The following is a 26,014-nucleotide window of genomic DNA, read 5'->3' on the forward strand; positions in this document are numbered from 1 at the left end:
GGGCAGAAGGAGACACGGATGCTCGAAGGAATCAACTCGCTGCTGACCGGTGAGCTGCTGCTGCATCTCGACCGGATGGGTCACTCGGATGCCGTCGTCGTCGCCGACGCGCATTTCCCGGCATGGGCGCTGGGGGAGCGGGTCGTCGACCTGCCCGGCACGACGACCCCCGAGGTCGTCGCCGCGATCCGCTCGGTGCTGCCGCTCGACGACGCCCCCGGCATGGATCTGATGCAGTCGGCGGATGCCGAGGTGCTGGGCGTGCAGCGTGAGCTGATGGCCGCTGCGGGCACCGAGCTCGAGACCACGCGCTTCGTGGAGCGGTTCGCGTACTACGACGTCGCCGAGGGCGCGTATCTGATGGTGCGCACCGGGGAGACGCGGAAGTACGGCAACGCTCTTCTGCGCAAGGGAGTCGTCGGCCATCCGTCGGCCTGACCCCGCCCACCCGAGAAGTGGTGCTCGGTCAGTGCAGGTCGATCGTGCGCACGGCGTGCAGGCCGTCGCGGATGAAGCGGTTGGCGTGCGCGGCGAGATCGTCGGAGGCCTGCCACAGGTTGCGCCAGATGCCCAGGGTGTTGCTCAGCGCGGCGCTGACCACCGCCGACGAGAACGACTCGAACACCACCGGACCGTCGTAGTGCACGTCGTGCAGGGCGCGGAAGAACGTGCCGAAGTCGACCGAGCCCGTACCCAGGTATCCGCGGTGGCTCTCGCCGATGTGCACGTAGCCGAGCCGGCCGGCCGCGGCCACGTCGTGCACCGGCTGGAAGAGATCGGACTCCTCGATGTTCATGTGGTACGTGTCGAGATGCACGGAGATGTCATCTCGCTCGATGCCGTCGAGGAAGGCGAGGGCACCGCGTCCGGTGTTGAAGACGTTGGACTCGTACCGGTTCACGACCTCGAGCGAGAGCCGGATGCCCCGCTGCGAGGCGTACTCGGCGAGCCGCGCGAGCGCGGCACGGCTGTTCTCGATGCCGCGCGCGGAGGTTGGAGCACTGTACTTCTGCATGGCGGAGTAGATGACCCCGCACAGCACGTCTCCGCCCATGGTCGCCACGTGATCCAGGCAGCGCTGCAGCAGCTGCTCGCCCGCGGAGACGACCGCGGGGTCGTCGCTGGTCAGATCGGTGGACGCGGTCAGGCCCAGGGATGCCGTCACGGCGAGGTCGTTGTCGCGCAGCATCCGCTCCGCCGATGCCGAGTCGAAGGCGTCGGCGTCCATCAGCGGGATCTCGATCAGGTCGAAGCCCGCGTGCTTCGTCCCCTCGATCGCCCGACGCAGTCCCTCGTCGTCGAAAGTGCCGCTGAAGACCAGAGCGTGCGCACCGATGAGCATGTGTCTCCCTCCCGCCGTGCGCGCCTCCCGCGCCGCCGTGATGAAGATGTTATTACAAGTAGGGACCGATGTCATTACAGGTCTTCCCAATGGCGCGGTCGTCGCATACCGTCGATTGCACTTGCGTCGGATGCGAGTCCGGAGCAGAATTGATCCGACGTTTGAAATGGATTCCAACTTCTGGAATCCGCCAGACCTTCGAGGAAGCAGGTGCCGATGAGTGATCCCATCCTTCGGGTGGAGGGAATCAGCAAGGGTTTCCCCGGCGTTCAGGCGCTCAAAGACGTGCACCTCGAGGTGCGCTCCGGCGAGGTGCTCGTGCTCGTCGGCGAGAACGGCGCCGGCAAGTCCACCCTCATGAAGATCCTTTCGGGCATCTACACCCGCGACGAGGGCACGATCATCTTCGAGGGCGAGCCGGTCGAGCTCACCAGTCCGCTGCAGGCGCAGCAGCTCGGCATCACGATCATCCACCAGGAGCTGAACATGATGCCCGACCTGACGGTCGCGCAGAACATCTACATCGGTCGCGAGCCGCGCACCGGGCCGTTCCTGTCGGAGCGCGCGCTGAACCGTCGCGCGGAAGAGCTGCTGCAGCGCCTCGACATCAAGCTCGACCCGCGCAGGCGGGTGGGTGAGCTGACCGTGGCAGAGCAGCAGATGGTCGAGATCGCGAAGGCGCTCTCGTTCAACGCCAAGGTGCTCATCATGGACGAGCCGACCTCGGCGCTCACCGACACCGAGGTCGAGACCCTCTTCGTGCTCATCGAGCAGCTCAAGCAGCGCGGCACGGGCATCGTGTACATCTCGCACCGCATGGACGAGCTGCGCCGGCTCGCCGACCGCGTCAGCGTGCTCCGCGACGGCGCGTACATCGGATCACTGGACAAGTCCGAGATCAACGTGCCGCGCATCATCGAGATGATGGTGGGTCGCGCGATCGACGAGGGCACGCGCCCGGATGCCCGTGAGCACAGCGGCGACCCGATCGTGCTCGACGTCCAGGGCCTGTCGACCAAGACGCTGCTCAAGGACGTGTCGTTCCAGCTGCACCGCGGCGAGATCCTCGGGTTCGCCGGGCTGATGGGAGCAGGGCGCACCGAGACGGCGCGCGCGATCATCGGCGCCGACCGCAAGGACGGCGGCACGATCACCGTGGCCGGCAAGCCGGTGCACATCCGCCAGCCGGAGGACGCCGTCAAGCGCGGCATCGGATACCTCTCCGAGGACCGAAAGCTGCTCGGCCTCATGCTCGAGCAGGATGTGACGTTCAACACCGTGCTCGCCTCGCTCGACTCGTACGCCAACGCGATCGGCTGGATGGGCGACCGCAAGGCGAAGAACCAGACGAAGGACTACGTCCAGCAGCTGCGGGTGAAGACCCCGTCCGTCAACCAGATCGTGAAGCTGCTCTCGGGCGGCAACCAGCAGAAGGTCGTCATCGCCCGCTGGCTGATGCGCGACTGCGACATCCTCATCTTCGACGAGCCCACCCGGGGTATCGACGTCGGAGCCAAGGAGGAGATCTACCGCCTGATGCAGCAGCTCGCGGCATCCGGCAAGTCCATCATCGTCATCTCGTCGGAGCTGCCCGAGATCCTGCGTGTCGCGAACCGCATCGCCGTGTTCGCGAACGGAAGGATCACCGGCACGCTCCGCAACGAGGAAGCAAGCCAGGAGAAGATCATGCAGCTCGCCGCCCACGGGGAGGAAGAAGAATGAGCACACCTCAGCAGTCCGGATCGACGACGACCGTCATCCAGCAGGCGGTCGCCGAGAACACCGACAGACGCGACGTGAGCGGAATGCTGAAGCGTCAGCTGCAGCAGTCGCTCGCGTTCGGAACACTGGTCGTCCTGGTGATCTTCTTCGCGATCGCCAGCCCCGCCTTCTTCACGGTGAGCAACCTCACCACAGTGCTGCTGTCGACCGCGGTCATCGCGATCCTGGCACTGGGAACCACCTTCGTCATCATCACCGGCGGCATCGACCTGTCGCTGGGCACCGGAATGGCGCTGTGCGCGGTCATGACCGGCGTGATCATCACCAACTGGGGCCTGCCCATCTGGGTGGGCGTGCTCGGCGGCATAGCCACCGGCGTCCTGATGGGCCTGGTCAACGGAGTCAACATCACCTTCCTCCGCCTGCCTCCCTTCATCGCGACCCTCGCGATGATGATGATCGCCGGCGGCCTCGCACTGGTGATCTCGAACGTGCGGCCGATCTACTTCTCGACCTCCGCGCCGGACTTCAAGCGCATCGCCCTCGGCGTGCTGATCCCCGGCATCCCCAACGCCGTTCTCATCACCATCGTGCTCGCGATCGTCGCCGCGCTCGTTCTGTCGAAGACCCTGCTCGGCCGGTACACCTTCGCGATCGGCTCGAACGAGGAAGCCACGCGTCTGTCGGGTGTGAACACCCGGCGCTGGACGATCTTCGTCTACATGTTCGCGGGGGCATTCGTCGGCGTCGCGGGCGTGGTCATCGCGTCGCGCCTGGACTCCGCCCAGCCGCAGATCGGCATGGGGTACGAGCTGCAGGCCATCGCGGCCGTGATCATCGGCGGCACCTCGCTGCTCGGCGGACGCGGCTCGATCATCGGCACCGTGATCGGCGCGCTGATCATGAGCGTGCTCGTCAACGGCCTGAGCATCCTGTCGATTCAGACCGAGTGGCGCAACATCGTCGTCGGCGTGGTCGTGCTGCTCGCCGTGTTCTTCGACTCGCTGCGCAACCGCCAGCGCACCTGATCGTCCCTTCCCACCACCACCCGCCGATCGCCCGATCGGCTCACACAGAGAACAATGGAGTTTCCATGCGATTCAGCAAGAAGAAGACTGCGTTCGCAGCTCTCCTCGCGGCCTCCGCGATCGCCCTCGCCGGCTGCGGCGGCGGTGACGTCGTCAGCGAGAACCCGGGCGGCGACGCCGGCGCCAAGAACGACGGCGAGATGTACGTCGCGCTGGTCTCGAAGGGCTTCCAGCACCAGTTCTGGCAGGCCGTGAAGACGGGCGCCGAGGAGAAGGCGAAGGAGCTCGGCGTCAAGGTCACCTTCGAGGGCCCGGCCGCAGAGACCGAGATCGCGCAGCAGCTCGACATGCTGACCACCGCGATCAACGCCAACCCCGACGCTATCGGCTACGCAGCGCTCGACCCCGAGGCGTGTGTCGCACCGCTCGAGCAGGCCAAGGCGAAGGACATCCCCGTCGTCTACTTCGACGCCCCGTGCAACGGAGACGTCGGACTGAGCCTGGCCGCCACCGACAGCAAGGCCGCCGGCGCTCTGGCGGCCGAGCACATGGCTGAGCTCATCGGCGGTTCGGGCGAGGTCGCGATCGTTGGCCACTCGCAGATCAACTCGACCGGTGTCGAGCGTCGTGACGGCTTCGTCGAGAAGATCAAGGCGGACTTCCCCGAGATCGAGATCGTCGACATCCAGTACGGCGACGGCGACCACCTCAAGTCGGCCGACATCGCGAAGAGCATGATCGCCGCCCACCCCGACCTCAAGGGCATCTACGGCACCAACGAGGGCTCCGCCATCGGCGTCGTGAACGCGGTCAACGAGCTGGGCATCGAGAAGGGCAAGCTGACGATCATCGGCTTCGACTCGGGCGCCGCGCAGATCAACGCGATCAAGGACGGCACCATGGCCGGTGCCATCACGCAGGACCCGATCGGCATCGGCTCGCGCACGGTCGAGTCGGCCGTCGCGGCAGCCAAGGGCGAGAAGCTCGAGGAGTTCTACGACACCGGCTCGTACTGGTACGACGCCGAGAACATCGACGACCCGAAGATCGCCGCGGTGCTCTACGAGTGACCCGCTGATCTCCTGATCGGCACGGGCCCCTCACCATACGGTGAGGGGCCCGTTCGCATTCCGGTCACACGCCCTCAGGGCGGTTCGGCGAGGGGATGCCGGGGTCAGCGCGCGAGGGGGAGGAGGCGCGCGGGATTGTCGACGAGCATCACGTCGACGGCTTCGTCGCCGACCAGAGCGCGCAGGCGAGGCAGATAGCGACCGCCGAGGTAGGCCAGACCAGGCATGCCGCCGTAGGCGAGGTAGCGCGAGCGGCGGGCCACGTCGCCGCCCAGCAGGATGTGCTCGCCCCAGCCGTCCGCGACGACCGACGCCGTCAGCTGCAGCAGCTCGGCGTCGGAGCGCGTCCGGGCGCGGGCGAAGCCGTCGTAGCCCAGATATGCACCGCGCTCGGCCAGTGAGGCGTGCAGTCCGGCATCCGGGTCGCGGTCGGCGTGCGCGAGCACGACGCGGTGGGATGCCACACCCCCGGCGGCCAGAAGGTCGAGCACCTCATGCGCCGCCGTGCAGAACTCCAGATGCACCATCACCGGCGCGCCGGTGGCGCGGTGCGCCGCCGCGAGCGCATCGATGGTCACCCGTTCGAAGGGGGTGATCGACCAGTAGCCGATGCCGCCCTTCAGCATCCCGGCGCGTACGGGGTGGCCGTCGGGGGTGCGGGCGAGCTCCGGCGCGTCGGAGGGGAGGGTCGGGGCATCGTCGACAGCCATGCCGGTCTGCACGTCGGCGGTCAACAGTGCGGCCAGCCGCTCGGCGTCCCACGCCTGCATCGGGTGCGCGTCACCGTAGTGCGCCTCACGGTGCCGCCCTGTGGTCGCCACGACGCCGAGGCCGGTCGACGCGCTGATGCGCGCGACAGCCGCCGGGTCGCGACCGAGACCGACAGGGGTCGCGTCGATCATCGTCTCGAAGCCGCTGGCCCTGAGCGACGCGGCTTCCGCGCCGGAGGCCTGCTCGTCGTCCAGCTCGTCGCCGGGCAGCAGAGGGCTGATCTGGAACAGATGCTCGTGGTAATCGACGCGTCCGAGCGAGCCCGGATCGACGTCCCCGAGGACCGTCCTGACCAGCCCGGCCATCAGCGCACCGACTCCGCGGCGCGGGCGAGCTCCTCGACGAGGTCGGGAGTGAGGGTGACCTCGAAGACGTCGGCGACGACCTGCGACCAGCCGTGGATGAAGTAGCGCCATCCGTCGACCACCTGCAGACCGCGCTGCTGCTGCTGCGCGAGCGCCTGATGCATGAACTCCAGCGAGCCGCGGTAGTTGAACTCCCACGCCCACGCACCCTCGGGGAAGACCGCCGCGTCGGTCAGCGGTGAACCGGGGCGATCCTTGCCCAGCCCGGTGGCGTTGGCGATCAGCGATCCTGCCGGCGCGGCGGCGACCAGGGCATCGGCATCGGATGCCGACGGTGTCACCACGTAGCGGATCAGGTCCTCCCGTGTGCCGTGCTGGCGGTGCACATCGCGCAGGTGGTCGAGCTTGTCCTGAGAGCGCGCCGTCACCGTGACCAGGGCCGGGGCGTCGGCGCGCTCGGCGAGGGCCCAGCTCAGCGCCGTTCCCGACCCCCCGGCGCCGAGGATGATCACCTCGGCTCCGGTGCGGGCGAAATGATCGGCGGGGAGGAAGTCGTTCAGGGCGAGGTCGACCGTGATCGGGTCCTTCGCCTGACCGATCAGCCGGTCGCCCCGCTTGGAGATGCTCGAGATCTCGCTGCACGACACCGCGAACGGGTCGAGTTCGTCGAACAGGTCGGATGCGGCCGCGAACACGTTCATCTTGTGCGTCGTGACGAGCGCGCCCCGATGATGCTCGTCGTCGCGGATCTGCTCGACCATCGCGCGGTAGACCGCGGGGTCGGCGTCCATCGGCAGATCGTGGCCCACCAGCGTGCGCGTGGGCAGCCCGAGGATGTCGGCCCACAGGGGGAACACCTTCATGATCGACGACGAGCCGGTCGTGACGCCCACGAATCCCATGTGGTCGGCGGCGGGTGCGGTCGCGGGGGCGATGGTCATGCGGGCTCCTCGGCTGACGGTGGGGTGACGGGATGCGCGGGTGCGGCGCCCCGCAGAACGGCGATGACGTCGTCGAGCGACATGCGGCCCATGTTGTCGACGGCCTGGGTGGTCTGCGCGGCCAGGTGCGGGGTGACGATCACCCGATCGGCGAGTGCGGGATCGAGCAGAGGGCTTGCACCGGCGGCGGTGTCGCCGTCGAGGGTGTCGGCCGCGTACGCGTCCAGCGCGCCGCTGCGCAGCGCCTCGGCCACCGCGGTCTCGTCGACGAGATCTGGCCGGGCGGTGTTCACGAGCACCGTGCCAGGACGGATGCCCGCGAGGCGGGCGTCATCGACCAGGCGCTGCCCGCCCGGGGCGTGCAGGGTGATGACGTCTGCCGAGCGGAAGAGCTCGTCGAGGGCGGCGGGCTCCGCCCCGGCGCCCTCGATGCTCTCGTCGGGAAGGTACGGGTCGGACGCGAGGATGCGGCATCCGAATCCGGAGAGACGCTTCGCGACGCCCTGGCCGATGCGGCCGAAGCCGACGATGCCGATCGTGGCCGCTCCCAGCTCGCGTCCACGGCGCACGCTCCAGTCGCCTCCGCGCACGCGGCGGTCGCCGTCGACGACGGTCCGCAGCGCGGCGAGCATCAGCGCGACGGCATGGTCGGCCACGGCGTCGCTGTTCGCACCGGGGGTGTTGGTGACCGGGATGCCCCGGGCGGCCGCTGCTGCTCGATCGACACCCTCGTAGCCGACGCCGTAGCGGGCGACGATCCGCAGGTGTGCAGCGGCGTCGAGATGCGCGGCAGTCACCGGCCCGGTGCCGGCGATCCACGCGTCCGCCACCGCGAGCAGCGGACGCAGCTCGTCGAGGTCGTGGTGTGACGGGCCGCGGACGATCTCGTGGCCGGCGGCGCGCGCCCGCGCGACCAGGTCGAGCGCGCCGTCGGAGAAGGACCGGCTGGTGACGAGGATCGTGGCCATCAGCGAGCGTCCTCCGCAGCCGATGCGGCGGGGACCGGGGCGGCGGCAGCCGTTGCCGCAGCACCCGGCGCCGCGGCGAACCACGGTTTCAGCGCGGTGTACGCGGCGCTGAAGCGCTCGTGCCGCTCGGCGTAGACGGCGTGCCGTGCGGCGTCGGGGGTGAACACCGCGGTCACGTCGCTGAGGGCGCGGGCCGCGGCGAAGTCGGCGAGGTCCAGCCCGACGGCGGCGGTCACGGCGGCGCCCAGGCTGTTCGCCTCCTCGACGACACTTCGCCGGCGCACCGGCACACCCCAGACATCGGCGAGCACAGACAGATACGCGTCGCTCTGCGCGCCGCCGCCCACGGCGTCGATGCGATCGATCGCCGCTCCGGACTCCCGGAACGCCTGGATGCAGGTGAGCAGGTTGAACGCCGTCCCCTCCAGCACGGCTCGCACGAGGTGGGCGCGGGTGTGGTGGCGGCCGAGGCCGACGAAGGCGCCCCGAGCGTGCGGATCCCACAGTGGTGCGCGCTCGCCGAGCAGGTAGGGGAGGAAGTAGAGGTCCTCGGTGTCGATGCCGTCCGCCGCCTCCGCGATCAGGCGGGCCGTCTCGGGCTGTGCCGGGTCGCGCGAGAGCGCCTCGGCGATCCACTGCACCGAGGCGCCCCCCGCCTGCATCGTCGCCGTCGGGACGAACGAGCCGGGTACGACGTTGTCGAATGTGAAGGTGCGCATGCTCGGATCGGGCAGCGGAGCGCTCGCCGCGAAGGAGATCCACGAGCTGGTGCCCAGGCAGACGTACGCGCCATCTTCGGGGGCGACGACACCCGACCCGACGGCGGCCATGGGGCCGTCGCCGCCGCCCATCACGACGCGCACGCTGGTCGGGAGTCCGAGGGCAGCGGCGGCGTCTGCGGTGAGCGTGCCGGCGATGGCGGTCGAGTCCAGGATCTCCGGGAACAGCGCCGGGTCGAGTCGCGCCGCGGCGAGCACCTCCTGCGACCAGCTGCCCGCCTGCTGGTCGTAGGCGTTCGTGCCCGACGCGTCGGAGCGATCGGTCGCGAGGCGGCCGGTGAGGCGGAGGACGATGAAGTCCTTGGCTACGCACACTCGGCGGACGCGTGCCCATACATCCGGTTCGCTGTCGCGCACCCACATGATCTTCGCCAGCGAGTAGGTGGGGTTCAGGCGATGACCGAGCAGCCGGTAGGCGTGCTCGGCGCCGAGCGCCGCCTCCAGCTCGCGCACCTGGGCGCCGGCGCGGGTGTCGGCCCAGATGATCGCCGGGCGAGCCGGCTCCCCGTCGGCATCGAGCAGCACGGCGCCCATCATCTGGCCGCTGACGACCACGCCGGCGACATCGGCGGGCGCGGTGGAGGTGCGCACGAGCAGATCGCGAGTGGCAGAGACGACGGCGTTCCACCAGTCGAGGGGGTTCTGCTCGGCGATCCCGCCGGCGGCGAAGTGCGCCGGGTACGGCACGGTCACCGAGGCCACCAGTCGACCGTCGTCGTGGTGGAGGGATGCCTTGTTGCCGGTGGTGCCGAGGTCGTGCGCGATGATCACAGTTCGTCCCTGTCCGGTTTCGGGTTTCGAGGTGTTTCGGAGTATACCTGTAATTACAAGTAACGAGGAGGCCCGATCGTGAGCACCCCATCCGCTGTCGACACGCCGGTGCTGCTGGAGATCTCGCCCGAGGGCGGCATCGAGGGACGCAGCCGACGCTACGAGAAGCATCTCGGCGACATGGCCGGCGTCTACCGTGACGAGGCCGCCTGGCGCGCCGCCGTCGCCGAGCGCGGCGCCGACGAGCTCATCTACTGGGTCGACGACCAGCGCTACCAGGAGGGTCCGGGTGCGCTCATCGTCGGCACCAGCACCCTGCTTCCGGGCCGCTACGGCGACGAGTTCGCCGTGACCCGCGGGCACCTGCACGCCGTCGCCGATCGGGCCGAGCTGTACCACTGCCTGAGCGGCCGCGGGGTCATGCTGCTCGAGACGCTCGACGGCCGGTCCACGGCGATCGAGCTGACCCCGGGCAGGGCCGTGAACGTGCCCGGTCACTGGATCCACCGCAGCGTGAACGTCGGCGACGAGCCGTTCGTGACGCTGTTCTGCTACGCGGCTGACGCGGGGCAGGACTACCAGGTGATCTCGGATGCCGGTGGCATGAAGAACCTCGTCGTCGCCGACGGTGAGGGCTGGAAGCTCGTGCCGAATCCCGACCACACCGGCTACGCCGCCGGCTGATCACGCGGCTTGCGCGGGGAAAGGATGTTGAATCCTCCTCTCCCGACCGCGTTGACTGGCGGTGTCCCCGATCACAGGAGGCGTGATGGGTCACCGCCCGAACATCCTCGTCGTCATGGCCGACCAGTTCCGCGCGGCATCCCTCGGGATCCTCGGCGAAGACCCGGTGCACACGCCGCACCTGGACCGTCTGGCGCAGCAGGGATGTCTCGCCCTGCAGGCGGTCAGCGCATACCCGGTGTGCAGCCCGCACCGGGCGATGTTCCTCACCGGCATGCGTCCGGAGACGAACGGGGTGACCCACAACGTCAACTCCGAGACCGCAGCGCAGGGCGTCGGACTGCGCGACGGCCTGCCGACCTGGGCGAGCACGCTGCGCAAGCACGGCTGGCGCACCGGCTACATCGGAAAGTGGCACCTCGAGCCGCCGGTGCCCGACGACGAGACGTTCGGCGAAGGCCGGCGCGACGACGGCAAGGTGTGGGATGCCTGGTCGCCGCCCACCCGCCGGTTCGGCTTCGACTTCTGGTACTCCTACGGTGCGGCCGACCGGCACCTCGCGCCGCACTACTGGACCACGGATGCGCCTCGAGACCAGCGCGTCGACGTCGATCAGTGGTCTGCCGAGCACGAGACCGACGTCGCGATCCGCTTCATCCGGGATGCCGGTGAGGAGCCCTTCGCGCTGATGGTCTCGCTGAACCCTCCCCATCAGCCGTTCGATCAGGTGCCCGACCGCTACCGCGACGCCTACAGGTCGCTCGACGAGGCCACGCTGCTGAATCGTCCGAACGTGCGCCACGGCACCGAGGCCGCACGCGAGGCCGCGGGGATCGCGCGTGACTACTTCGCCGCGGTCACCGGCGTCGACGAGCAGATCGGCCGTCTGGTCGCGGCGGTGGACGAGCGGGGCGGCGACCGGCGCACCGTGATCCTGTTCACCTCCGATCACGGCATGCAGCTGGGCAGCCACGACCTGCTGTACAAGAACGTGGCGTACGAGGAGTCGATGCGACTGCCGCTGATCGTGCGCGCGCCCGGCCTCGTGCCTGCGGGCGAGACCAACTCGATCATCGACTCGCTGGACTTCGCCCCCACCATCCTCGGGCTGGCCGGGGTGTCCGCGGCAGACGAGCGCGTCGCCGGCCGTGACCGGTCGGCCGCCCTCCGAGGCGCGGAGACGGTCGATGTCGATGACGCCGGCCTCTACTGGCGGTACGCCTCGCGCTCCGACCCGAGCAGCGCCCGGGGCCTGCGCACGAGCACGGCGAAGATCGTTGCGACCTGGCATCCGGCTTCCGGGCTCGAGGTGCGCTTCTTCGACCTGGCAGCCGATCCCTACGAGCTGCACGATGGGTCGGCCGACCCCGCGGCCGCCCGGTTCGCCCGCCGACTCGAAGAGGAGCTCGACCGCGCCGGTGACAGGTGGGACGGCCGCGATGCGCTCGCCGCCGCTTACCCCGCCGCGTCGACTGTCGGCTGAACGGCAGGATCCACGTCGGCCGGCAGCCCCACCTCTGCGCGCCAGCGCGCGTGGGCGCGCGTCAGCTGCTCGACCAGACGCGGGCGGCGCTCTGCGAGGTTGTCGCGCTCGCCGGGGTCGCCGCTGAGGTCGGTGAGGATCAGCCCGTCGCCGGTGAACGTGTGCTCCACGTCTTGCACATAGCCCGCTGTCGGATCGTCGCCGCGCACCGACAGCAGCTTCCAGTCGCCGCGGCGCACCGCCCACTGCCAGCCGCAGTCCCAGTGCAGCTCGCGCACGGCATCCGACGGCGCGTCCGCCTCGAGAATCGGTCGCAGGTCCTGCCCGTCGCATCCGGTGTCGTCCGCTCCCGCCGCGGCCGCGAAGGTCGCGGCGAGATCGAGTGCGCTCACCGGATCGGTCACGGTGCTGCCGGGGGCGGCGATCCCTGGCCAGCGGACCAGGAACGGCACTCGGATCCCGCCCTCCCACAGGGTGTACTTGGTGCCGCGCAGCTCGCCGTTGTCGCCGTAGTTACACTGCGATCCGCCGTTGTCGGTCAGGTAGACGACGATGGTGTCGGATGCCGTGCCGGTGGCGTCGAGGGTGTCGAGCAGACGACCGATCGCCCGGTCCATCAGATCGAGCTGGGCGAGGTAGAAGGCGCGACCATCGGGCAGGTTCGGGCTGATCGCCCCGTCGTACCAGTCGAGGTACTCGGCGGCGCCCGGATGCCAGTCGGCGTGCCCTTCGAGGCCGCGAGCGGCCAGCTCGTCCTCAGGCAGCTGCCAGCAGAAGTTGTGCACGGCGTTGAACGCCACCATGGCGAGGAACGGCTGCTCGCCGGCGTTGCGGCGGATGAAGTCCGCCGCCCTATCGGCGATCTGGTCGGTCGTAAAGCCGTCGAACTCCGCCGGCTCCTCACCCGACCAGAACGGCTGCACGCCCATCGCCTCGGCCGCATCACCGTACTCGGTCACCGCATCGGCGGTGTGATGCAGGTAGTGCAGCCTGCCCATCGACTGCCCGGCCAGTCCGTAGAACGACTCGTCGAAGCCGTGGTGCGGGGGAGCGCCACGGTCGGCCACAGTCTCGTAGCCGTAGTGCACCTTGCCGAAGTAGCCGGTGGTGTAGCTGGCGTCGCGCAGACGTTCGGCCAGCGTCTGCTCGGTGCCGATGTGCGCGGAGTCGAACCACAGGCCACCCCAGCGCTGCTGGTACTGCCCGGTGATGAGGCCGGCGCGCGAGGGTGAGCAGATCGGGGCGGTGACGTAGGCATCGGTGCAGGTCGCGCCCTCCGCGGCCAGGCGGTCGAGAACCGGGGTTTGCACTCCGGGGGTGCCCGCAGCGGAGCGGTCGGCGTAGCCGTGGTCGTCTGAGACGATCAGCAGGATGTTCGGGCGGGTCGTCATGGGGCTCCATCCCATCCGGGCGGCGAGAAGGCGCCGAAGGGGTCATCGTCGAGGGTGCGCGTCTGTCCGGCGCCGAAGACCGGCAGTCCGCGGCCGTCCGCGCGCGGGTCCGCGTGCTCAGTGAACCATGCGTGCAGCATCCGGCGCATCCCGGCGAGTTCGTCTGCCTGGGCCGGGTCATCGGCCAGGTTCACCCGCTCGCGGGGATCCGCGACCAGGTCGTACAGCTCGTGCGGTCCGTACGGATGGCGGTGCACGTACTTGCGCTCTGCGGTGCGGATCATGCGGACGGGGCCGTATTCGCTGTGCACGACCACGGGGCGCTCGGGCATTGCGGTGCTCTCGCCACGCAGCGCCGGCGCGAAGCTGCGCCCGGGGCCCTCCTCGAACGGCGCGGGATCGAGGCCGAGCAGGTCGAGCAGCGTCGCGGGCAGGTCGTAGGCGCTGAGCAGCTCGTCGCGCACCGCGCCCTGCGAGCGCACGCCCGGCCCCGCGACGATGAAGGGGACCATCACCGACTCGTCGTACATGTTCATCGGGAAGGTGCCGTTGCCCTTGCCCCAGAAGCCGTGCTGACCGCAGCTGAACCCGTTGTCGCTGAGGAACACCACGACGGTGTCGTCTTCCATCCCGTGCGCGCGCAGCCGCTCGAGCACGCGGCCGATCGCCTCGTCCATCGCGGTGACGGCGGCGAAGTAGCCGATCAGGGCCTCCCGGGTGTCGGCCTCGCCGCCGATCGGTGCGCCGTCGAGCGTCTGCAGCCAGGGGTGCGGCTGCTCCTGCGGGCACGTCTCGAAGGCGCAGTCGCGGTACAGCTCGGTGAACCGCTCGGGATGCTGCCCGGCGAAGGGCTTGTGCGGCGCAGTGAAGTTCAGCGCGAGGAAGAACGGGGCCGACTGCCGGCTCTCGGCGTCGAGGAAGGCGATGGCGTCGTCGGCGATGGCATCGGTCAGGTAGTCGGTGACATGGTCGGTGGTGCCGTCTGCACGGTGCATCACCGCGTCGCGGTAGGGGCTGCCGCCGCCGTCGAGGGCGTACCAGTGCACGAACCCGCGACGGGGCACGTCGCTGGCACCCAGGTGCCACTTTCCCGAGAGTCCGAGCCGGTAGCCGGCGTCGGCGAGGGCGTCGGTGAGAGTGGGCATGCCCGCCAGATGATCGCGGCTGTCGGCGCCGGAGTGGGCTCCGTCGAGGTAGTCGTGCACGCCGTGCGCCGACGGGATGCGCCCGGTGAGCAGACTCGCGCGCGCCGGCGAGCACACGGGGGAGGCGCAGAAGAAGCGGTCGAGCCGGATGCCGCGCGCGGCCAGCTCGTCGAGCACGGGAGTGCGGATCTCAGGATTGCCCGCGGCCCCCAGCGCCCACGGGCCCTGGTCGTCGCTGACGATGAGGATGAGGTTCGGACGGGTCATATCAGTGCACCGTCGAACAGCACGGCGGCGCCGTCGGCTGCCGAACGGTACGCCGCCAGCACCAGCTCGACCACATGCCGCGCGTGCGCCAGCGGCACGGTCGGCGCAGCGCCGTCCACCACGCGCTGGAAGTCGGCGAGCTGCGCGGTGAATGCCGTCTGGATGTCGTCGGGGTGCGTTCGGTGCACCAGCTGCGAGCGACCGTCGACGTGCACCGTGGTGCCGTGCCGCGGATCGATCTCGATGACGCCGCCGTCGCAGACCACGGTCAGCAGATCGCTGCGTGTGGCCGGGTCGCTGACCACGACGATGCTCGCCGCGACGCCGTTGTCGAGGCGCAGCATCATCGCCCCGTCGGTCTCGACCGCTGAGCCGAAGCGATTCACCGTGGTGGCGAGCATCTCCACGGCGCGACCTCCGCCGAACCACAGCGAGCGGTCCAGGCAGTGCCCGCCGATGTTCATCAGGGCCCCGCCGCCGGCGATGTCTGGGGAGAAGAACCACGGCGAGCGGGTGCCGGGGCGGTAGTCGGTGCTGCGATTGTCGCGCACCATGCGCACCGCCCCGAGCTCGCCGGTCTCGAGCACGCGCTGGGCGGCGACCTTCTCGGGCAGGTAGTGCTGGATGTGCCCGACCGTGAGGGCCACGCCCCCGTTCTCGCACGCGGCGACCAGGCGGTCGCAGTCCTCGAGCGTCGTGGCCATCGGCTTCTCCACCATGACGTGAACGCCCGCGGCGGCGGCATCCGCGCCGATGGGGAGGTGGGTCGAGTGCGGGGTGTTGACGATGACGGCATCCACCACCCCCGACTGGAGCATCGCCCGATGATCGGTGAAGACGGCGGCATCGGGGCATCCGGAAGCCGCACGTCGCGCGGCGGCCGCGTCGATGTCGCAGACGGCGGCGAGCTGCACGCCGTCCAGCGCCGCCGCTGCGGCGCAGTGGTAGGGGGCGACGGCCCCGGCTCCGATCAATCCGATCCGCACGTGTCTCTCCTCGATCAATCCTGGTGAAGTGCGCTCGCGCCGCACGAGCGACGGATGACGATGCGCGGGCGCAGCCGGATCTGGTGCAGCGGGCACTCGTCGCCTTCCACCAGTCGGCGCAGCATGACCTCAGCGGCCATGCGGCCGATGCGGTACTTGGGCGGGGCGACGGCCGTGAGCGGCACCTCGGCGAGGTCGGCCACCTCGTCGTCGTAGGAGACGAGGGCGACGTCGTCGGGGATGCGCACCCCGGCTCTGCGCGCGGCGCCCTGCAGCAGCGCCGCTTCCCGGTCGCCGAAGACGAGGGCGGCCGTGGCCCCGAACTCGTGCAGCGCGGTGAACGCCGAAGAGCCGGAATCCGACTCCCACTCCTGCTTCGTCTGCGCGAATTCGAGCCCGGAGGGCAGTCCCAGATCCGCGATGGCGCGGCGGTAGCCGCGCACGATACCGAACTCGGTGACGGTGGCCGAGCGCGTGAGAAGGGCGATGCGCGAGTGGCCCAGACGCGCCAGATGGGTGATCGCATCGTAGGCGCCGCCGGCATGGTCGGAGCAGACGTGCTCGGTCGTATCGGCGGGACCGCCGTCGGCCAGGCTGCGCTCCACCAGCACGACCGGGGCGGGCAGCGACATGAGCTGCTGAGCACGGCCGAGGGGGTCGTCGAGCCCGGTGAGGGTCGGCGCGAGGATCAGACCGTCGACGTCGGCATCCAGCAGCGATGCGATCGCGTCGTCTTCGCGTTCGGGCTGGTACCGGTACGTCGCCAGCTGCAGTGACGCGCCCGCGGCCTGCAGCGACTCATCGATGCCCTGCAGCACGCGGGGGTAGTACAGCTGCGTGTCGGGCAGCAGCACGCCGATGCGCCGGCGGGTGCTCTGCTCGCGCGGGCGTGTGTGCGCCACGAAGCTGCCGGCGCCCTGACGCCGCACGACGATGCGTTCGGCCACCAGCTCGTCGAACGCCCGACGCACGGTGGTCAGAGACAGACCGGTCTCCTTGGCGAGCTCCTGCTCGGTGGGCAGCTTCTGCCCCGCGGTCCACGTGCCGGCGAGGATGCCACGGCGCAGCTGGTCGGCGAGCATCTCGAACTTCAGCCCACGCGACTCCGCATCGCGCACCGCTGCGCGTTTTCCGGCCATGCCGATCCCCTCCGTCGTTCTTCCTTTGATTCTTCGGTCGTTGAGGAGAGGAATAAAGACGTATTCCTTGATTCCTCTCGTCCGATCGCCGCACATCGACCGATCAGTCGAGGCGCTCCTCGCAACGGATCGGTCACGGATGTCGAAATACTCCTTGAATACTCCTGTATCCAGAGGTGAAAGTCGACGACGCAGGCGAAGACGCCGCGCACAGACGAAAGGAAATCCGATGGCGAAGATCCGAAAGGTCTCAGCAGTTGCCCTCATCGGCGCGGTCGCGCTCACCGCCGCCGGATGCTCGTCCGCATCGGGCGGATCCAGCGACTCCGGAGAGTTCACCTACTGGGCGATGTGGAAAGAGGGCGAGGCGCAGCAGAAGGTCGTCGCCCAGGCCATCGCCGACTTCGAGAAGGAGACCGGCATCGAGGTGAACGTCCAGTGGCAGGGGCGCGACAACCTCAAGAAGACGGTTCCGACGCTCAATACGAACAAGGTGCCCGACCTCGTCGACGGCTCGTTCGCGAAGACCGCGCCCGTGCTCGCCGAGACCGGACAGGCCAAGCCGCTCACCGAGGCGTACGCCGCGGACGTCGACGGCGAGAAGGTGTCGGCGCTGATCCCCGAGGCGTACCTCGAAGACGACGTGCTCACGGTCGAGGGCGAGGACGCCCCCTGGATGCTGCCCTACTCGCTCACCAGCGACGCGATCTGGTTCAACAAGGCCGCGCACCCCGAGCTCGTAGAGAACGCACCGGAGAACTGGGACGACTTCCTCTCGACGATGGACGAGATGAAGGCCGCGGGCGAGACGCCGATCGCCATCGACGGCGACGTCGCCGGCTACAACGCCTACTGGTACACCTCCGCCATGGTCGGTCTCGCCGGCCCCGGCTCGCTGCGCGAGATGGCCGCAGACAAGACCGGCAAGGCGTGGGATGACCCGAAGGCGCTCGAGGCCGCGCAGATGATCGAGGAGCTCGTCGAGGGCGACTACTTCATCGACGGCTACAACGCCAGCAAGTGGCCGGCGCAGCAGCAGGTCTGGGCTGACGACAAGGCCGTGATGCTCTTCAACGGCACGTGGATCCCCACCGAGACCGGCCCGTACGCCGCCGACGGCTTCGAGTACTCCTCGTTCCCGTTCCCGTCGCTGGGCGACACCGCCCGTGCCGACTTCGTCGGATTCGCGGTGCCGGCCCGGGCGAAGAACGCCGAGAACGCACAGAAGTTCGCCGCGTTCTTCCTGAACAAGAAGTACCAGGACGCCCTCGGCAGCGACGCCAAGATCATCCCGATCCGCACCGACGCCACCGTCAGCGAGGAGATGTCGACCGTCAAGGAGGCGCTGGACGCCGCGGACTCGTACTACATGCAGAACGACGGCATCAGCTTCCCCGGCTACACCGAGAAGCTGCTCTGGCCCGCGCTGAGCGACCTCGTGCTCGGCAAGACCGACGCGAAGACGTTCGTCGAGACGATGAAGACCGGACAGGTCGACTACTGGAAGCAGAACTCGTGACCGACGTCGCTCTGGCGCCTGCCGCACCTCTCCCCGCCGCCCGTCGCGGGCGGCGGGGAGGGGGCAGCACGATCGATCAGGCCCGCCGCCGCCTGTTCGTGCCCTTCGTCGGGCCCGCCTTCGTGCTGTACACGATCCTCTTCGTCGTCCCCTCGGTGTACGCGATCTGGATCAGCTTCAACAAGTGGGCCGGTGCCGGGCCCATGGAGTTCGTCGGCTTCGGCAACTACGTGCGGCTGTTCGACGACAAGCTCTTCCTGCGCTCGTTCGGCAACACGCTGCTGCTGCTGTTCGTGGTCGGGCTGGCGATCTTCGTGATCGCCTTCGCGCTCACGCTGGTGCTGCGCGACATGGCAGGCAAGAAGATCGCCCGCTCGGTGATCTTCTTCCCGCATCTGGTGAACGCCATGATCTTCGGCGTGCTCGCCGGATTCATCTTCAACCCCGGCGGACTGGTCAACACGCTGCTCGGCGCCTTCGGCGTCACCGATCCGCCCGCCTGGCTCTCGCAGGACAACCTGTTCCCGCTGATCATGGTGATGATGACGTGGATCACCACGGGCTACTTCACCACGATCCTCATGGCCGGCGTCGACCGCATCCCGCCGTACTACTACGAGGACTGCGCCCTCGCCGGCGCGAACGCGTGGCAGCGGCTGCGCCACGTCATCCTGCCGCTCACCTGGGACGTCTTCGGCACGTGCGCCGTGCTGTGGACGATCTCGTCGGTCAAGATCTTCGAGATCATCTGGATCTTCGGCGGCTCGACCGGCGCGGGCATGCCCCCCACCCAGACGTGGACCACCGCGGTGTACACCTACGTCACCGCCTTCTCCGGCGAGTCCGTGCCCGCCTACGGCGCGGCATCCGCCTCGGCCGTGCTCTCGCTGGCCCTCGTGTCGGTGCTGGTGCTGCTGCTGCGTCGCGTGATGAAGCGCGAAGCGATCGAGTTCTAGGAGACATCGTGACTGCGACCCTCACCGAAGACACCACCCGCACCATCGTGGTGCCCCCCGAGCATCGGCGGCCGCGTCGCCGGACCCGCGCCGCCATCGGCAACGACCGCAGCGTGATCCGGGCGATCGGGATCGTGCTGCTGTGGGCCTTCGTCGTGCTCAACGTCGCGTGGATGGTGTGGATGGTCATCCAGGCCTTCCGCGACACCCGCTCGATCCTCGCCGACCCCTGGGGACTGCCCACATCGCTCGACCCGGTGAACTTCGTCACCGCCTGGACGGTCGGCGACTTCGCCACGGCGACGATGAACAGTGTCGTGACCACCCTCGTGTCGTCGTTCCTCACCGTCGCGCTCGCAGCTCCGGCGGCGTACTACCTGAGCCGCGTCGAGAACCGTCTCACCAACTCGCTGACGATGTACTTCGTGCTCGGGCTCGGCATCCCCGCCCAGGTGATCGTCATCCCGCTGTTCGTCATGCTGAACGAGGTCTATCTCACCGACAGTCTCATCGGGCTCAACCTCGTGTACATCGGCGTCTCGATGCCGTTCACGGTCTTCCTGCTGACGGCGTTCTTCCGATCCCTGCCGCTGGAGATGGAGGAGGCCGCGGCTCTGGACGGCACGACCGCCTTCGGCACCTTCTGGCGCATCACGCTGCCGCTGGCCAAGGGCGGCATCCTCACCGCCTTCGTGCTGCAGGTCATCTCGCACTGGAACGAGACGCTCCTCGCCCTGACGCTGCTGCAGTCCACTGAGAAGTACACGCTGCCCGTGGCGCTGATTTCGTTCATCCAGCAGCAGACCTACTCCGGCGCCGACTGGGGCGGGCTGTTTGCCGGACTGTGCATCGTCGTGCTGCCGATGCTCGCGATCTACCTGTGGCTCGGCCGCCGGCTCACCGAGGGGCTCACCCTCGGCATGGGCAAATGACGTCGACGGCGGCGGCGCGGCCGAACCTCCTCGTGGTGATGGCAGATCAGCTCGGCGCGCACGTCATCGATCGCGATGAGGGCTGGGTCGAGACTCCGCACCTCGATCGGCTGCGCCGGTCGGGGGCGGAGTTCACCCGCGCCGCCGTGACCTTCCCGCTGTGCGTGCCCTCGCGTGCGTCGCTGCTGACCGGACGGATGCCGCACGAGCTCGGCGTCGGCGGCAACCGGCACGGTGTGGCGGCGTCCGAACCGGGGGCGCGCCCCGACAGCATGGGGCATCTGCTCACGGCCGCCGGGTACGAGTGCGCGTATGCGGGCAAGTGGCATGCGATCTCACCCAGCGCGCCGCCGGATGCCGGGTTCGAGGTGCTGCACCCGTTCGGCGACCGCGGACTCGCCGACGCCGCCGTGGAGTGGCTGCGGAGCAGGGCGGATGCCTCGCGCCCCTTCCTGCTGTTCGCCTCATTCGACGATCCGCACAGCGTCTGCGAGTACGCGCGACGACAGCCGATGCCTTACGGCGACGTCGATCCCGGCCCGGTGCGCGATGCCCCGCCCCTGCCGGCGAACTTCGAGCCGGCGCCGTTCGAGCCCGAGGCGGTGCGCTTCGAGAAGCACGCCGCGCAGCAGACCTACGGCACGGCGGAGTACACACCCGAGGAGTGGCGTCGGTACCGCGCCGCGTACCGGCGGCTCATCGAGCGCACGGATGCCGCGCTCGGGCGCATTCTCGATGCGCTCGACGAGTCCGGGCTCACGGATTCCACGGTGATCGTGCTCACCAGCGACCACGGCGACGGCGACGGCGCACATCGGTGGAATCAGAAGACGGCGCTGTTCGAGGAGTGCGTGCGGGTGCCGCTGATCGTGTCGGGCCCCGGGGTGGTGCCGGGGCCGCGGGCCGATCCGGTGTCGGCCGGACTCGACGTGCTGCCCACGCTGCTTGAGGCCGCCGGGGTGCCCGCCCCCGCCGCGCTGCGCGGCCGCCCGCTGCCCTTCGCGGACGACGCGGATGAGGCATCCGATCGCGTCGTCGGGGTCGAGACCCGCTTCGAGCGGGCCGACCCGCCCCTCACCCGCGGCCGGGCCGTGTACCGCGGCCGGTACAAGTACGTCGTCTACAGCTGGGGCAGGTATCGCGAGCAGCTGCATGACGTGATCGCCGACCCCGGCGAACGCCGCAACCTGGCCGTCGAGTCCGCCTTCGACGCGGTGCGGGAGCAGATGCGCGCCTGTCTGCTGCAGTGGTGCCTCGACACCGACGACCACGAGTTCCTCAAGCTGATCCCGCTGCCGGCGAATGCTCCGGAGGGCACGCAGGAGCGGATCTTCGCCGTGCCCTACTGACCCGCCTTGCCCTTGCGTGCTCGGCCGAGCAGGCGCACAATGACCGCGTCGGGCGAAGAGAGGACGAGACGATGGCACACGGTGACATCACGCACATCGACATCCCGGTGAGCGACATGGCGGCGGCGACCGCCTTCTACAGCAGGCTCTTCGGCTGGAACATCGCCGAGCTTCCCGGCTTCGAGGGCTACCCGATGTGGCAGGCGCCGAACGGCATCTCGGGCGGGGGCCTGGCGCCTCGCGGCGAGGGCTTCACGCAGCCGCGCTCGTACGTCGAGGTCGACTCGATCGACGAGACGATCGCCCTGGCGAAGGATGCCGGTGCGACCGTGCTGATGGAGAAGCAGCCGATCACCGAGACCAGCGCGTGGGCGGTGATCGCAGACCTCGACGGCAACAGCATCGGCCTGTTCGAGGGCACCGTCGGCTGAGAGCGCCTCGCGCTCCCCGCTCACTCGGGAAGGGCGGGGCGTGATCAGTCGCGAGCGCGCCGGGCGCGGTACGCGGCGACTGCATTGCGGTTCGCGCACGTGGTCGAGCAGTAGCGCTTAGAGCGGTTGCGCGACAGATCGAGGGCGACGGCCTCGCAGTCGGCGTCGTCGCAGACGGAGATGCGGCTGCCCTCGTGGGCGCGGATGACGTCGATGAGCGCCATCGTCGTCTCGATGAGGATGCGTTCGGGGAGTGGATGCTCGTCGGCGACGGCGTGCAGATGCCAGTCAGCGCCGTCGTGCCTGGTCAGCCTCGGGGCGAGGTCTACGTCGGCGAGGGCGGTGTTGATGTGGGAGGCCATGTCGTCGCGGGGTGCGAGCAGCATGGCTCGCAGGCGCGGGCGCAGCGCGCGCAGCTCCGCGAGCTCGGCGTCGTCGCGGTCGATACGCCCGGTGTAGGGGAACTCGACGAGGAAGCCGGCCAGATCGTCGAGGGAAGCCAGGGCGTCCGGCGCCTGCGCAGAGTTGACCAGCGCGACGGCGGCGCGCAGCGCCTCTTCCGTGTCACTGGTGAAGATCATGTTGACACCTTACATCGGATCCGAATAGTGTCATCGACCATGAGGCAGGTGAGGCATGACAGGCGCGCGCGCCCGCGCGTCGGAGCCGGACTGCTCGTCGCCTTCGCCGCGGCGCTCGCCTTCGGCATGTCGGGCGCGTGGGCGCGCGGTCTGATCGACGCGGGGTGGACTCCCGGCGCCGCGGTGACCGCGCGCGTCTGGGTGGCCGCGATCGTGCTGCTCGTGCCGACGCTGATCGCGCTGCGCGGACGCTGGAGCCTGCTGCGCCGCAACGCCGGCATGATCGTGGCCTACGGTCTGCTCGCCGTCACCGCGACGCAGCTCTGCTATTTCCAGGCGGTCGCCGTCATGGACGTCGGCATCGCGCTGCTCATCGAGTACACCGCACCCGCGGCCGTCGTGCTCTGGCTCTGGCTGCGCCGCGGCGAGCGACCGACCCGACGCAGCATCATCGGCGCCGTCGTCGCGTTCGCCGGCCTCGTGCTCATGCTCGACGTGCTCACCGGCGCTCGCATAGACCCCGGCGGCATCGTCTGGGCGCTCGCCGCGATGGTGGGCGCGGCGACGTACTTCGTGCTCTCCGCACGCGACGACACGGGCCTGCCGCCCCTCGTGCTCGCCGGTGCCGGGCTGCTGCTCGGCGCACTCGGGCTGACTCTCGCCGGCGTGCTCGGCGTGCTGCCGATGACCTGGACGTTCGACGACGTCGCCTACCGGTTCGGCACGGTGCCCTGGTTCGTGCCGGTGCTCGCCATCGGCATCCTCGCGACGGCGCTGGCGTACGTGCTGGGCATCGCCTCGACCCGCATGCTCGGCTCGCGTCTGGCGTCGTTCGTCGCGCTCGCCGAGGTGACCGCGGCGATGCTGTTCGGCTGGATGCTGCTGGGCCAGCTTCCCGGGCCGGTGCAGCTGCTCGGCGGCGCGCTCGTGCTCGTCGGCGTGGTCGTGGTCAAGCTCGGCGAACCGGCCGCGGCGACAGAGCTCGTCGAGCCCCAGCCCGTCGCGCGGTAGCCCGAAGCGCTCGCCCGCGCCGGGCACCCGCCAGCGCGGCTGATCAGCTCAGACGGCGGCGGTACGCGCGCATCGCGAGAAGGTACGCGACGACCAGGATGCCGACGCACCAGGCGAGCGCGGTCCAGATCTCCGAGCCCGCAGGGCGTCCGGCGAACAGGGCCTGGATCGAGTTCACGATCGAGGTGACGGGCTGGTTTTCCGCGAACCAGCGCACCGGCCCCGGCATCGTCTCGGTCGGCACGAACGCCGAGCTGATGAACGGCAGGAAGATCAGCGGGTATGAGAACGCGCTCGCCCCGTCGACCGTCTTGGCCGTCAGGCCCGCGATCACCGCGAGCCAGGTTAGGGCGAGGGTGAACAGCGCCAGGATGCCCAGCACCGCCAGCCACTCGAGCACGCCGGCCGAGGTGCGGAAGCCCATCGCGAAACCCACCCCGAAGATGATCGCCACGGTCACCCCGTTGGCGACGAGCGACGTGAGCACGTGCGCCCACAGCACGCTCGACCGTGCGATCGGCATGGAGTGGAACCGCTCGAAGATGCCGCCCTGCAGGTCGGTGAACAGCCGGAACGCCGTGTACGCGATGCCGGACGCGATCGCGATCAGCAGGATGCCCGGAAGCAGGTAGTCGACGTAGCTCGCGTCTCCGATGCTCTGGCGCAGCGCGCCGCCGAACACGAACGTGAACAGCAGCATCAGCGCGATCGGGGTGACGGCGGTCGTGATGATCGTGTCGGGGCTGCGGAAGATGTGCCGCAATGACCGGCCGGTGAGAGTGGCGGTGTCCGCCAGTGCGTGGGTGGTCATGCTGCGTCCCTCCTTGTGACGGCGAGGAAGATCTCCTCGAGAGTGGGCTGCTTCTCGACGTACTCGACCCTCGCGGTGGGCAGCAGGCCCTTCAGCTCGGCGAGCGTGCCATCCGCGATGATGCCGCCCTCATGCAGGATCGCGATGCGGTCGGCGAGATGCTCCGCCTCGTCGAGGTACTGCGTGGTGAGCAGCACGGTGCGTCCGGAGCCCGCGAGCTCTTTCACGATGTCCCACACCTCGATGCGTGCCTCGGGGTCGAGGCCCGTGGTCGGCTCGTCGAGGAAGATCACCTCGGGGTCGCCGACCAGGCTCATCGCGATGTCGAGTCGGCGGCGCATGCCGCCGGAATAGGTGCCGGCGCGCCTGCCGCCGGCATCCGTCAGCCGGAAGCGTGCGAGCAGGGCATCCGCCACGCCGCCAGGGTCGGGCAGGTGCCGCAGCTTCGCCACGAGGACGAGATTCTCGCGCCCGGTGAGCACCTCATCGACCGCGGCGAACTGGCCGGTGAGGCTGATCGTCTCCCGCACGCGCCGAGCGTCGTCTGCCACGTCGGAGCCGAGGACGGATGCCGTGCCGGCATCCGCCGGCAGCAGCGTCGACAGGATCCTGACGAGGGTGGTCTTGCCGGCGCCGTTGGATCCGAGCAGGGCGAAGATGCTGCCCTGTGCGACGTCGAGGTCGACTCCGCGCAGCACGGCGAGATCGCCGTAGGACTTGCGGATGCCGCGGACGCGGATCGCACCGGTGCCTGTGTCGTTCATCATGATCGTTCCCCTTCTTCTCGTCGTGCGGTATCGATCGCCTCGGCGAGGCGGGTGCGCTCCTTGTCGATCCAGCGGGTGCCGGCGTACGACTGCGCGAAGGTCTCGGTGAAGTCGACGGGGTCGTTCCCCGTGATTTCGCCGACCGGGATGCCGTCGATCGCGGCACGCTCCCAGAGGTCGGCGAGGTCGACGAACATCTGGGTGAGGGTGTCTCCGTCGGTCACGCCGCCGTAGTACAGCAGGTAGCGGTGCATCGCCGCGGCGGCGGTGCGGTGCGGTTCGGGCAGTGCGTCGATGCGGCCCTTGGCGTTCTTGTACTGCTTCTTCTGCTCGAGCGATCCGGTGAGCGCTTCGATCCACTTGGCGGCCATGTCAGTTCTCTCCTTCGGAGTCGGTTCGGTCTGTCTCGGGGGAGCGGAGGTGGTCGATCCGCTCGGCGAGGAATGTCCAGGTGCTCCAGAACTCGGCGAGCTCCTGGCCTCCCTTTTCGTTCAGCGTGAAGACCTTGCGGGGCGGGCCCTTCTCGCTCGGCACCTTCTCGACGTCGACGAGGCCCTTCTGCTCGATGCGCACGAGCAGTGCGTACACCGTGCCCTCGGCGATCTCGACGAAGCCGCGGTCGCGCAGCTGGGTGGTGATCTCGTACCCGTATGCGGGGTGCCCCGCGAGCAGGGCGAGGACGATTCCCTCGAGGGTGCCCTTGAGCATCTCGGTCATCTGCTTGCCCACATCGACCCTCCGTTCCAGTACTCAATGATGTTGACTACCGGTACATAGTAACACTGAGTAGCTGCAGCGCAAGGAGCGATCGATGTCCGTTTATGTATACGTAGATCCGCGCAGGCGCAGAGATTCTCGCATCCGA

At 69.2% G+C, this 26,014-nt stretch carries 26 protein-coding genes; 12 read left to right on the forward strand and 14 right to left on the reverse strand.

The features are described 5' to 3' along the window. Positions 1-18: 18 nt before the first annotated feature. Positions 19-438 (forward strand): RbsD/FucU family protein, encoded by a 420-nt coding sequence (locus V2S04_RS02270; protein ID WP_413636900.1) that lies wholly within the window; start codon positions 19-21, stop codon positions 436-438. A gap of 28 nt (positions 439-466) precedes the next feature. Here the strand turns inward: V2S04_RS02270 and V2S04_RS02275 are convergent, their stop codons facing one another. After that, positions 467-1,342 carry a sugar phosphate isomerase/epimerase family protein gene (locus V2S04_RS02275; RefSeq protein ID WP_413636901.1) on the reverse strand — a complete coding sequence of 292 codons (876 nt, stop codon included), beginning with the start codon at positions 1,340-1,342 and terminating at the stop codon, positions 467-469. Positions 1,343-1,558: 216 nt separating this feature from the next. On the opposite strand from V2S04_RS02275, the gene V2S04_RS02280 reads away from it, so the two are divergent. The 3 genes from V2S04_RS02280 to V2S04_RS02290 all read left to right on the forward strand — a co-directional run bounded on the left by V2S04_RS02280 (position 1,559) and on the right by V2S04_RS02290 (position 5,162). Then, the gene (locus V2S04_RS02280) at positions 1,559-3,064 is read left to right on the forward strand and encodes a sugar ABC transporter ATP-binding protein (protein ID WP_413636902.1); all 1,506 of its coding nucleotides are present in this window, start codon (positions 1,559-1,561) and stop codon (positions 3,062-3,064) included. After that, positions 3,061-4,092, forward strand: coding sequence for an ABC transporter permease (locus V2S04_RS02285; RefSeq protein WP_413636903.1), 1,032 nt, complete (start codon positions 3,061-3,063; stop codon positions 4,090-4,092). Before V2S04_RS02280 ends, V2S04_RS02285 begins: the two co-directional genes overlap by 4 nt. 65 nt (positions 4,093-4,157) lie before the next feature. Beyond that, complete coding sequence (locus V2S04_RS02290; protein WP_340085915.1) at positions 4,158-5,162, forward strand: ABC transporter substrate-binding protein; 1,005 nt, start codon at positions 4,158-4,160, stop codon at positions 5,160-5,162. Positions 5,163-5,266: 104 nt separating this feature from the next. On the opposite strand, the gene V2S04_RS02295 is transcribed toward V2S04_RS02290, so the two are convergent. From V2S04_RS02295 to xylB, 4 genes are read right to left on the reverse strand one after another with little or no spacing between them, the layout of a single operon-like run. Next, a complete protein-coding gene (locus V2S04_RS02295; RefSeq protein ID WP_413636904.1) occupies positions 5,267-6,238 on the reverse strand; it encodes a phosphotriesterase in 972 nt (323 codons plus the stop codon). Then, complete coding sequence (locus V2S04_RS02300; protein ID WP_413636905.1) at positions 6,238-7,179, reverse strand: shikimate dehydrogenase family protein; 942 nt, start codon at positions 7,177-7,179, stop codon at positions 6,238-6,240. Before V2S04_RS02300 ends, V2S04_RS02295 begins: the two co-directional genes overlap by 1 nt. Beyond that, positions 7,176-8,147, reverse strand: coding sequence for an NAD(P)-dependent oxidoreductase (locus V2S04_RS02305; RefSeq protein ID WP_413636906.1), 972 nt, complete (start codon positions 8,145-8,147; stop codon positions 7,176-7,178). The genes V2S04_RS02300 and V2S04_RS02305 overlap by 4 nt, the downstream gene beginning before the upstream one ends. Beyond that, positions 8,147-9,697: a xylulokinase gene (gene xylB / locus V2S04_RS02310; protein WP_413636907.1), complete on the reverse strand. Its 1,551-nt coding sequence runs from the start codon at positions 9,695-9,697 to the stop codon at positions 8,147-8,149. The genes V2S04_RS02305 and xylB overlap by 1 nt, the downstream gene beginning before the upstream one ends. Before the next feature lie 78 nt (positions 9,698-9,775). Between xylB and V2S04_RS02315 the strand changes: the two genes are divergently transcribed. Beyond that, positions 9,776-10,381: a glucose-6-phosphate isomerase family protein gene (locus V2S04_RS02315; RefSeq protein ID WP_413636908.1), complete on the forward strand. Its 606-nt coding sequence runs from the start codon at positions 9,776-9,778 to the stop codon at positions 10,379-10,381. A gap of 85 nt (positions 10,382-10,466) precedes the next feature. Next, positions 10,467-11,864: a sulfatase gene (locus tag V2S04_RS02320; protein ID WP_413636909.1), complete on the forward strand. Its 1,398-nt coding sequence runs from the start codon at positions 10,467-10,469 to the stop codon at positions 11,862-11,864. On the opposite strand, the gene V2S04_RS02325 is transcribed toward V2S04_RS02320, so the two are convergent. The 4 genes from V2S04_RS02325 to V2S04_RS02340 are packed head-to-tail and all read right to left on the reverse strand — an operon-like array spanning position 11,837 to position 16,792. Beyond that, positions 11,837-13,255 (reverse strand): sulfatase, encoded by a 1,419-nt coding sequence (locus V2S04_RS02325; protein ID WP_413636910.1) that lies wholly within the window; start codon positions 13,253-13,255, stop codon positions 11,837-11,839. The two genes, V2S04_RS02320 and V2S04_RS02325, sit on opposite strands and share 28 nt — an antisense overlap. Then, the gene (locus V2S04_RS02330; protein WP_413636911.1) at positions 13,252-14,667 is read right to left on the reverse strand and encodes a sulfatase; all 1,416 of its coding nucleotides are present in this window, start codon (positions 14,665-14,667) and stop codon (positions 13,252-13,254) included. The genes V2S04_RS02325 and V2S04_RS02330 overlap by 4 nt, the downstream gene beginning before the upstream one ends. Next, positions 14,664-15,653: a Gfo/Idh/MocA family protein gene (locus V2S04_RS02335; RefSeq protein ID WP_413636912.1), complete on the reverse strand. Its 990-nt coding sequence runs from the start codon at positions 15,651-15,653 to the stop codon at positions 14,664-14,666. Before V2S04_RS02335 ends, V2S04_RS02330 begins: the two co-directional genes overlap by 4 nt. Positions 15,654-15,667: 14 nt before the next feature. Next, positions 15,668-16,792, reverse strand: a complete 1,125-nt coding sequence (locus V2S04_RS02340; RefSeq protein ID WP_413636913.1) for a LacI family DNA-binding transcriptional regulator — start codon at positions 16,790-16,792, stop codon at positions 15,668-15,670. Between the two features lie 229 nt (positions 16,793-17,021). Here V2S04_RS02340 and V2S04_RS02345 point away from each other — a divergent pair, with 229 nt between their 5' ends. The 5 genes from V2S04_RS02345 to V2S04_RS02365 all read left to right on the forward strand — a co-directional run bounded on the left by V2S04_RS02345 (position 17,022) and on the right by V2S04_RS02365 (position 21,979). After that, positions 17,022-18,311 carry an ABC transporter substrate-binding protein gene (locus tag V2S04_RS02345; protein WP_413636914.1) on the forward strand — a complete coding sequence of 430 codons (1,290 nt, stop codon included), beginning with the start codon at positions 17,022-17,024 and terminating at the stop codon, positions 18,309-18,311. After that, complete coding sequence (locus tag V2S04_RS02350; protein WP_413636915.1) at positions 18,308-19,267, forward strand: carbohydrate ABC transporter permease; 960 nt, start codon at positions 18,308-18,310, stop codon at positions 19,265-19,267. Before V2S04_RS02345 ends, V2S04_RS02350 begins: the two co-directional genes overlap by 4 nt. An 8-nt stretch (positions 19,268-19,275) precedes the next feature. Continuing rightward, the gene (locus tag V2S04_RS02355; protein WP_413636916.1) at positions 19,276-20,199 is read left to right on the forward strand and encodes a carbohydrate ABC transporter permease; all 924 of its coding nucleotides are present in this window, start codon (positions 19,276-19,278) and stop codon (positions 20,197-20,199) included. Beyond that, a complete protein-coding gene (locus V2S04_RS02360; RefSeq protein ID WP_413636917.1) occupies positions 20,196-21,548 on the forward strand; it encodes a sulfatase in 1,353 nt (450 codons plus the stop codon). Before V2S04_RS02355 ends, V2S04_RS02360 begins: the two co-directional genes overlap by 4 nt. A gap of 71 nt (positions 21,549-21,619) precedes the next feature. Beyond that, on the forward strand, positions 21,620-21,979 hold the full coding sequence (locus V2S04_RS02365) for a VOC family protein (protein ID WP_413636918.1): 360 nt from the start codon (positions 21,620-21,622) through the stop codon (positions 21,977-21,979). Positions 21,980-22,023: 44 nt separating this feature from the next. Here V2S04_RS02365 and V2S04_RS02370 read toward each other — a convergent pair whose 3' ends face one another. Further along, a complete protein-coding gene (locus V2S04_RS02370) occupies positions 22,024-22,560 on the reverse strand; it encodes a CGNR zinc finger domain-containing protein (protein WP_413636919.1) in 537 nt (178 codons plus the stop codon). A gap of 39 nt (positions 22,561-22,599) precedes the next feature. Here V2S04_RS02370 and V2S04_RS02375 point away from each other — a divergent pair, with 39 nt between their 5' ends. Next, a complete protein-coding gene (locus V2S04_RS02375; RefSeq protein WP_413636920.1) occupies positions 22,600-23,571 on the forward strand; it encodes an EamA family transporter in 972 nt (323 codons plus the stop codon). Positions 23,572-23,614: 43 nt separating this feature from the next. Here the strand turns inward: V2S04_RS02375 and V2S04_RS02380 are convergent, their stop codons facing one another. The 4 genes from V2S04_RS02380 to V2S04_RS02395 are packed head-to-tail and all read right to left on the reverse strand — an operon-like array spanning position 23,615 to position 25,878. Continuing rightward, positions 23,615-24,382, reverse strand: a complete 768-nt coding sequence (locus V2S04_RS02380) for an ABC transporter permease (protein WP_413636921.1) — start codon at positions 24,380-24,382, stop codon at positions 23,615-23,617. After that, positions 24,379-25,149: an ABC transporter ATP-binding protein gene (locus tag V2S04_RS02385; RefSeq protein WP_413636922.1), complete on the reverse strand. Its 771-nt coding sequence runs from the start codon at positions 25,147-25,149 to the stop codon at positions 24,379-24,381. The genes V2S04_RS02380 and V2S04_RS02385 overlap by 4 nt, the downstream gene beginning before the upstream one ends. Beyond that, positions 25,146-25,520 carry a DUF1048 domain-containing protein gene (locus tag V2S04_RS02390; protein WP_413636923.1) on the reverse strand — a complete coding sequence of 125 codons (375 nt, stop codon included), beginning with the start codon at positions 25,518-25,520 and terminating at the stop codon, positions 25,146-25,148. The genes V2S04_RS02385 and V2S04_RS02390 overlap by 4 nt, the downstream gene beginning before the upstream one ends. Position 25,521: 1 nt before the next feature. Beyond that, on the reverse strand, positions 25,522-25,878 hold the full coding sequence (locus V2S04_RS02395) for a PadR family transcriptional regulator (RefSeq protein ID WP_413636924.1): 357 nt from the start codon (positions 25,876-25,878) through the stop codon (positions 25,522-25,524). Positions 25,879-26,014: the final 136 nt, after the last annotated feature.

This window comes from Microbacterium sp. OR21, assembly GCF_047306785.1.
GTDB lineage: Bacteria > Actinomycetota > Actinomycetes > Actinomycetales > Microbacteriaceae > Microbacterium > Microbacterium esteraromaticum_E.

Coding starts and splice junctions, on each gene's coding strand:
- V2S04_RS02295 (WP_413636904.1), bottom strand. CDS start 6,238: ATGGCCGGGCTGGTCAGGACGGTCCTCGGGGACGTCGATCCGGGCTCG.
- V2S04_RS02390 (WP_413636923.1), bottom strand. CDS start 25,520: ATGGCCGCCAAGTGGATCGAAGCGCTCACCGGATCGCTCGAGCAGAAG.
- V2S04_RS02340 (WP_413636913.1), bottom strand. CDS start 16,792: ATGGCCGGAAAACGCGCAGCGGTGCGCGATGCGGAGTCGCGTGGGCTG.
- V2S04_RS02375 (WP_413636920.1), top strand. CDS start 22,600: ATGAGGCAGGTGAGGCATGACAGGCGCGCGCGCCCGCGCGTCGGAGCC.
- V2S04_RS02320 (WP_413636909.1), top strand. CDS start 10,467: ATGGGTCACCGCCCGAACATCCTCGTCGTCATGGCCGACCAGTTCCGC.
- V2S04_RS02300 (WP_413636905.1), bottom strand. CDS start 7,179: ATGACCATCGCCCCCGCGACCGCACCCGCCGCCGACCACATGGGATTC.
- V2S04_RS02280 (WP_413636902.1), top strand. CDS start 1,559: ATGAGTGATCCCATCCTTCGGGTGGAGGGAATCAGCAAGGGTTTCCCC.
- V2S04_RS02360 (WP_413636917.1), top strand. CDS start 20,196: ATGACGTCGACGGCGGCGGCGCGGCCGAACCTCCTCGTGGTGATGGCA.
- V2S04_RS02345 (WP_413636914.1), top strand. CDS start 17,022: ATGGCGAAGATCCGAAAGGTCTCAGCAGTTGCCCTCATCGGCGCGGTC.
- V2S04_RS02275 (WP_413636901.1), bottom strand. CDS start 1,342: ATGCTCATCGGTGCGCACGCTCTGGTCTTCAGCGGCACTTTCGACGAC.
- V2S04_RS02370 (WP_413636919.1), bottom strand. CDS start 22,560: ATGATCTTCACCAGTGACACGGAAGAGGCGCTGCGCGCCGCCGTCGCG.
- V2S04_RS02380 (WP_413636921.1), bottom strand. CDS start 24,382: ATGACCACCCACGCACTGGCGGACACCGCCACTCTCACCGGCCGGTCA.
- V2S04_RS02365 (WP_413636918.1), top strand. CDS start 21,620: ATGGCACACGGTGACATCACGCACATCGACATCCCGGTGAGCGACATG.
- V2S04_RS02285 (WP_413636903.1), top strand. CDS start 3,061: ATGAGCACACCTCAGCAGTCCGGATCGACGACGACCGTCATCCAGCAG.
- V2S04_RS02270 (WP_413636900.1), top strand. CDS start 19: ATGCTCGAAGGAATCAACTCGCTGCTGACCGGTGAGCTGCTGCTGCAT.
- V2S04_RS02385 (WP_413636922.1), bottom strand. CDS start 25,149: ATGATGAACGACACAGGCACCGGTGCGATCCGCGTCCGCGGCATCCGC.
- V2S04_RS02305 (WP_413636906.1), bottom strand. CDS start 8,147: ATGGCCACGATCCTCGTCACCAGCCGGTCCTTCTCCGACGGCGCGCTC.
- V2S04_RS02330 (WP_413636911.1), bottom strand. CDS start 14,667: ATGACCCGTCCGAACCTCATCCTCATCGTCAGCGACGACCAGGGCCCG.
- V2S04_RS02290 (WP_340085915.1), top strand. CDS start 4,158: ATGCGATTCAGCAAGAAGAAGACTGCGTTCGCAGCTCTCCTCGCGGCC.
- V2S04_RS02325 (WP_413636910.1), bottom strand. CDS start 13,255: ATGACGACCCGCCCGAACATCCTGCTGATCGTCTCAGACGACCACGGC.